This is a genomic window from Clostridium thailandense (assembly GCF_019207025.1).
GTDB classification, from domain to species: domain Bacteria; phylum Bacillota; class Clostridia; order Clostridiales; family Clostridiaceae; genus Clostridium_AM; species Clostridium_AM thailandense.
In genome coordinates, this window is the sequence record NZ_JAEEGC010000145.1 from 1 (window position 1) to 4,997 (window position 4,997).

General features: G+C 30.9%; 2 protein-coding genes, 1 tRNA gene, 1 rRNA gene and 1 pseudogene. 2 read left to right on the top strand and 3 right to left on the bottom strand.

Annotated elements, in window-relative coordinates; all coding sequences use genetic code 11:
• The 3 genes and pseudogenes from I6U48_RS24140 to I6U48_RS30560 form a co-directional block, all read right to left on the bottom strand.
• Positions 1–110: ribosomal RNA gene (locus I6U48_RS24140) — 16S ribosomal RNA — on the bottom strand; the annotation flags it as partial.
• A gap of 288 nt (positions 111–398) precedes the next feature.
• Positions 399–474, bottom strand: a tRNA-Met gene (locus tag I6U48_RS24145).
• Between the two features lie 363 nt (positions 475–837).
• Positions 838–963: pseudogene (locus tag I6U48_RS30560) on the bottom strand (MerR family transcriptional regulator); the annotation flags it as partial.
• A 118-nt stretch (positions 964–1,081) separates the two neighbouring features.
• Between I6U48_RS30560 and I6U48_RS24150 the strand changes: the two are divergent.
• Together I6U48_RS24150 and I6U48_RS24155 are read left to right on the top strand one after the other, a co-directional pair.
• Positions 1,082–3,373, top strand: coding sequence for a YcdB/YcdC domain-containing protein (locus I6U48_RS24150; protein WP_218323040.1), 2,292 nt, complete (start codon positions 1,082–1,084; stop codon positions 3,371–3,373).
• A gap of 271 nt (positions 3,374–3,644) precedes the next feature.
• Positions 3,645–4,619, top strand: a complete 975-nt coding sequence (locus I6U48_RS24155; protein ID WP_218323041.1) for an alpha/beta hydrolase — start codon at positions 3,645–3,647, stop codon at positions 4,617–4,619.
• The last annotated feature ends 378 nt before the right edge of the window (positions 4,620–4,997 follow it).

Consider the following 4,997-nt stretch of genomic DNA (forward strand, 5'->3'; position numbering starts at 1 on the left):
ACTCACCCGTCCGCCGCTAATCCATCCCCGAAGGGATTTCATCGCTCGACTTGCATGTGTTAAGCACGCCGCCAGCGTTCGTCCTGAGCCAGGATCAAACTCTCAATTTAAAAGTTTGAATGCTCATTACTTAAGCAGACATCCAAAATCTTCGATTTTATGATGGTCGCTTAGTTAAACACGTTAGTGTTTAACTTCCTTTACTACTTATATAAGTAGTTCAAAAGAATTGCTGGTTTACTTAAATAGATAAGATTTACTTATCTCACTCTGTTTAATTTTCAAGGATCATGTCGCTCACTTCCGACTGGATTTACAACTTATCATGTTTGTCTTAACTCGTCAACTAGTAATTTATTTCCAAAGTATTACACAAACTAAATTGTTATCGATACTTTTGGTTGCGGGGGCAGGACTTGAACCTACGACCTTCGGGTTATGAGCCCGACGAGCTACCAGCTGCTCCACCCCGCGATATTATATTCAAGCTATTTCTTATCTGTGTTTACCGCTCCTTCAAGCGACAAGTGATATCTTACCATGTATATAAATATAAATAATAGTTCTATCACACGTTCACTGTAAATTAATTAGATAATACTCAAGTATTCTCTAATATACTGCTTATTCAGCATAATGACACACCCGACTATGTTTTTATGGAATTGTCAGATTGTCTACTATTCCCTCCTTTTACTTGAACAACTGATAATTACTTTACTAATGACTAACGGTGTTAGACATTTTCCTATGGTCTACGATTTTGGTAAAAACTATATCATAAGAGAATATGTTAACGGTATTGAATTAAATTAATACTTATCAAAGCAGAAACTAACGCCGCAAATCTATAGTGCTCGCGCCTTCCATACATAAATCAATGTACTTTTTAATATCTTTAATTGGCATCCCCGTATTTTTTAGACAACAAATTGTCCTAAACAGACTTACATCTGAGTTCGTGGTAAAAGTTATCATTCGACATATGGGATATTTCATTTCAAATACTTTCCTTCATATGATATAATTGTAAACACAATTCTATTTTAAAACAAAATTTCAATAAATAAGGGGGAACAACATGAAAAGTAAAAAGATTATAATTTTAACAGCAGTGGCTGCTATCATTGCATGTTCAAAACCTGTATTTGCTCAAGAAGCGGCAAACACTAATAATGTTTTGGCAAATACTTCTGTAGTAGGTACTACTCAGTCTGATACCACAAAAATTTCTAAAGAACAGGCCAAACAAATAACGAAAGATGCCTTTAAAAACTTTTTTGATATTACTCTCAATGACTCTGATTCTAATATTAATATAAATTCAAATAGGGGTTATTATCCAGGAAAAACAGGTAAAAGTTATTGGGATGTAAATTTTAACATAGACAATGGAAATTATCATTATGGTGGACATGCATCAATTGATAAGAATACTGGCAAAATAGTTACTTTAAACAATTATGCTGATAATATGACAGATAACAGTACTAAACCTGTAGCTACAATAACTGAAGATCAGGCCAAAGCCACTGCGGAAGCTTTTATTTCAAAGATTTCTCCAGAGGAATTTAAATCTACTAAACTTATTGAAAATAAAAAAGTTGGAAGTTTAAAAAATCAAAGTTTCAATTTTTCCTACACTAGGTTAGATAATAATATTCCTGTATATGGAGATAATATTTATGTAGCTGTAGATAGATATACTGGCAAGGTATCTTCTTATTCTATCCAATGGACAGATACTCTTAACCTGCCTTCTAAAGATGGTATCATTGATGAAAAAAAGGGAACTGATTTAGTTAGCCAAAACACTAAAATGAGTTTAACTTATATTCCTTCAACAGATCCACTTAACCCAGAAATAGATAACGGCACTAAACTTGTTTATACTAACGAATCTGATGCCTCAAATATAATTGATGCTAAAACAGGTGAAGTACTGAACATAGATAAGTTTACTGGAACAAAAATTAAATCTAAAGATATAACCTCTGATCAAAAAGAAGAAATTTACAAGAGCTCTCAGAGTGCACAAAATTCAAACAAAGCTGTAACTAGTGATGAAGCAGAAGAAATTGCGAAAGCAAAACTTAAATTACTCTATAATGAAGATTTTACTGTACAATCCTCAGGCTATGGCGAACGCTCCTCAGGAATTAATGGTAATAGAATTAAGACTTGGAATACTTCATTTGTTGTAAAAAACTCAAGTGATGTTAATAACAATGGAAATATTTCCATAAATGCTTCAAATGGTGAAATTCTTGATATATATAGATATAATGAATTTCCAAACAATGATGAAGAACAGTTTCAACCTAAACTAACTTCTGATCAAGCATATGATAAAGCTATACAGATTATCTCTAAGCTTTATCCTGAAAAGATTAAAGAGCTAGACACAAAACAAAATATTATTGATTTATCTAGCGCAACTGGCAGTTCTTATACTCAACCTAATTTAGGTTTTAATTTTCAAAGACTTGTAAATGGACTACCTTACAAGTACGATGGTATAAACCTTAACTTTAGTACTAAAACAGGAGAATTACTTAATCTAAACTGTAACTGGGAAGCTTCCGTTTCTGCACCTAATACTTCAAATGTAATAAGCACAGATGATGCAAAGAAAGCATTTCTTTCAAAGAATATACCAGAGCTTATGTATATGCTGATTCCTAAAGATAGCAGTTCTCCGACTAATGAAAAAGAAGCAACGCTGGTTTATTCTATAAATAATAATCTAAACTATGATGGCTCTATTTACGTTGACGCATTTACTGGCAAAATGCTAAATTATTTAGGACAAGACTTAGATGATAATTTCAGCAGCTTCCAAAATACAATAAAAGGTTCCTCTGTAGAAAAAGAAGCTACTATATTGGCCTCTAATGGAATAATTGACACCAAAGATTTTAAATTAGATGGTACTATTACAAATCTACAATTTATAAAAATATTAACTAATATTAAAAACTTTAATCCTTACTATGGGCGCATCGACAATATGGATTTAAAAATTTCCACTACAATAGCTAAGGATTCAGCTGATTATAAATATTTACAGTTAGCTGTCAATGCTGGAATAATAGATAATTCAGGTGAATTTAAACCATCAGATTTAGTTACAAGAGAACAAGCTTCAATGTATTTAGTAAAATTACTACACTACGACAAAATTGGGAAGATGAAAGATGCCTTCAATTTCCAACCAGCAGATAAGTCCTCCATATCTACAGGCTATGTAGGCTATGTATCTCTTGCAAAAACTCTAGGTCTTCTTGATGTAGATTCAAACAATAATATTAGACCTAAAGACAATATAACTATGGAGGAAATGGTAAAATCCATTTATAATGCTCTTCAATAACTTAATTTTAAGGACAGTGGCCTCCTCACCTGTCCTTAAAATTCTATTTCTATATTTCTCTATTTTCTATGGCAAACCTCTCTAAGTGGTCAGTATGACTTCCATTAGCTAAATTTACCTTTATGGTGTTTATTGATTTTTTTTATAGAAAATGATATATATATATTGGATTTATAGGGCTTGTTAATCATGTTATTTTCAACTTATAATGAAGGAGGATACGCCTAATAAAACTTTAAGTTAAGTTTATTGCTAGGTATGTTGAAGTTTAATGAAAAAATTTTTAAAGAGAACATTAATTGTTTTAGTTGCTTCACTTATTATTTTCATTGCTATTTTTCATAAAAGAATCATATTAACTTATAGATTAGTTAATAAGTATATTTCTTTAGAAAGTTCCAATATGACAAGTCAAAAAATCGATGGATTAAAAATGTCCAAATCCATGAATTACAAGGATATTATATATAAAAATACTAATGGAGTTCCACTAACATTGGATATTTATTCTTCACTAAAAAAGGATGGTAATCCCTCACCAGTGATTTTATATGTTCACGGTGGCAGCTGGGTTTATGGTGATAAAAGCATTCCAGATGCTTTAAGCCCTGTACTTAATACTTTCAGAGAAGAGGGATATACAATTATATGTACTTCTTATGAACTCAAAAGGGATAAAGCTAATTTCAATAAACAAGTTGCAGATGTTAAGGATACTATAAGATGGATATATAAAAATAAATCTAATTACAATCTTGATCCAAATGAAATAGGAGTTATTGGTGTTTCATCAGGTGCTCACCTTTCTCTTCTAGCTAGTTATAGTGGCAATGATGAGTTTACAGATGATAAAGTTTTAAGTAAGTATCCATCTAAACCTAAATATTTAATTGATTTTGCAGGTCCAACTGATTTAAGCCTTTTAAATACAAGCAATTTAAATTATGACTTAACAAGAATTTTTAATTCAATAAAAGATAAGAATACTGTGATAAAAAAATTCAACCCTATAAATTATGTTAGTAAGAGCATTCCAAATACATTAATAATACACAGCAATTTAGATCCTATGGTTCCTTATAAAAGTTCAAAGGAACTTTATGATAAATGTATTGAAGAACACTCCAACGTAGAATTAATTACTTTAAAAAGTAGTGTACATGATTTATCAAGTATTTCAAACGATGACATCATTTCTATGTCCAAGGGATTGCTTAAATTTATAATATTAAACTCTCCATTGTGAACATAAACTTATGCAAATGCAGATAAATATATGTAATTTAGGATTTTTATTAAAATATACATTAAGGGAAGAATAATAACTTCCCTTAGCAAAACAATTTGTTTACGTCCCCCAAGGGTTCTAACGAGCGTAGCTAATTTGATATGAAGGATTTTATCTATTTCTTATATAGATAGCCACACCAGACACTTAACTTATACGCAGGGATATATTTACATTCTGAAAGACACATTTAAATACTTTTGCTACAAGTCTTAGCTCATATTTTTGAAAAAGCTTAGAAGATTTGATTGGTTAAAAGTCTAAATGACTTTTAACGAGCAACTTATCAATGGTAATTGATAAGTTGGTCCGACTGAGCAGAGCGAGTTATCAAAG